Source organism: Flavobacterium sp. (assembly GCF_031423415.1).
Taxonomy (GTDB): Bacteria; Bacteroidota; Bacteroidia; order Flavobacteriales; family Flavobacteriaceae; genus Flavobacterium.
Window position 1 is genome coordinate 1 of the sequence record NZ_JANPFL010000094.1, and the last position, 1386, is coordinate 1386.

The following is a 1386-nucleotide window of genomic DNA, read 5'->3' on the forward strand; positions in this document are numbered from 1 at the left end:
CGTCAATTGTTTGCTGCTCTTTTTCTGTTCTTTTTTCTAAAAGTGTAAATTTTGCTTGCGGATAACCTTCTGTTATGAATTGTTTTAAAAGTATTACACTATTTTTTTGATTATCAGTTCTTTTTACTTTTCCGTAATTAGAAATTTCAAGTTTAAATCTATTAGAAAACAATTCTGGCATATCGACATTTGCCCATCTTTCGATGTCGTGGAATCTTTTTATATAATTATCCATAATGAAGTTTTTTGTACTAATTCAAAATAAAAAAGGAGAAAAAATCCTAATTTTTAATTAAATTAATGAGTTTGAGTTAAGTTTATAGGTTTTTTCGTTATAACGTAGGTAGGCTTTACGAACAACAGGCAAATATACTTTGTTTTATTTAAATTCTCAAATTAGATATGTTAATTGTGATTAAACCTAATATTTGATGCTTGATTTTCTTGTGTTAAATTAAAAAAACGAAAACCTTATAAATTCGGTTCTACTCTCAATTGTGTGGGTTTTATCAAATAGATTTTTTTATTAAACAAAAGTTGATAAAAAATTAACCATTAAGAAATTAAGGTTCATTAAGTTATTAAATAACTTAATGAACCTTAATTTCTTAATGGTTCAAAACTTAAAACTTAATTTTAAATTTTAAAACCCAAACAATACGTGGTAAAACCATAAATTCAAATCGAACTTACAAGGTTTATAAATATTAATTATTTTTGAACTTTAATCTAAAATCACTCTTCTTTCTGTCCCATCATCATTAAAAAAGCTTTCAAGAAATCGTCGATTTCACCATTCATCACACCATCTACATTGCTGGTTTCGTGACCTGTTCGAACATCTTTAACTAATTTGTAAGGTTGCATTACATAGTTTCGAATTTGCGAACCCCATTCTATTTTCATTTTTCCAGCTTCGATATCGCTGCGCTGTTCCATTTGTTTTTTAAGTTCTATTTCGTACAACTGAGATTTTAGCATTTGCATGGCTCGATTGCGGTTGTCGTGTTGTGAACGGGTTTCGGAACATTGAATTTGAATGCCAGATGGTTTGTGAACCAATTGAACTTTAGTCTCAACTTTGTTTACATTCTGACCCCCGGCACCGCTAGAACGTGCAGTTGTAATTGTAATATCGGCTGGATTAATTTCGATTTCGATAGTATCATCGACCAGCGGATAAACATAAACAGATGCAAACGAGGTGTGTCGCTTGGCATTGCTGTCAAAAGGAGAAATTCGCACCAATCTATGGACTCCGTTTTCTCCTTTCAAATATCCAAAACTATAATCGCCTTCTATTTCTAAAGTTACGGTTTTTATTCCTGCAACATCGCCTTCTTGATAATTGAGTTCTTTTATTTTGTAGCCATATTTTTCTGCCCA

At 30.7% G+C, this 1386-nt stretch carries 2 protein-coding genes; both read right to left on the reverse strand.

All coding sequences use genetic code 11. The annotated features are described in order from the left end of the window. A partial coding sequence (locus RMO83_RS08425; RefSeq protein WP_310559236.1) for an NUMOD4 domain-containing protein occupies positions 1-235 on the reverse strand: 235 nt, incomplete at its 3' end. 500 nt (positions 236-735) lie between these two features. After that, on the reverse strand, positions 736-1386 hold a 651-nt coding region (locus tag RMO83_RS08430), incomplete at its 5' end, for a peptide chain release factor-like protein (protein ID WP_310559237.1).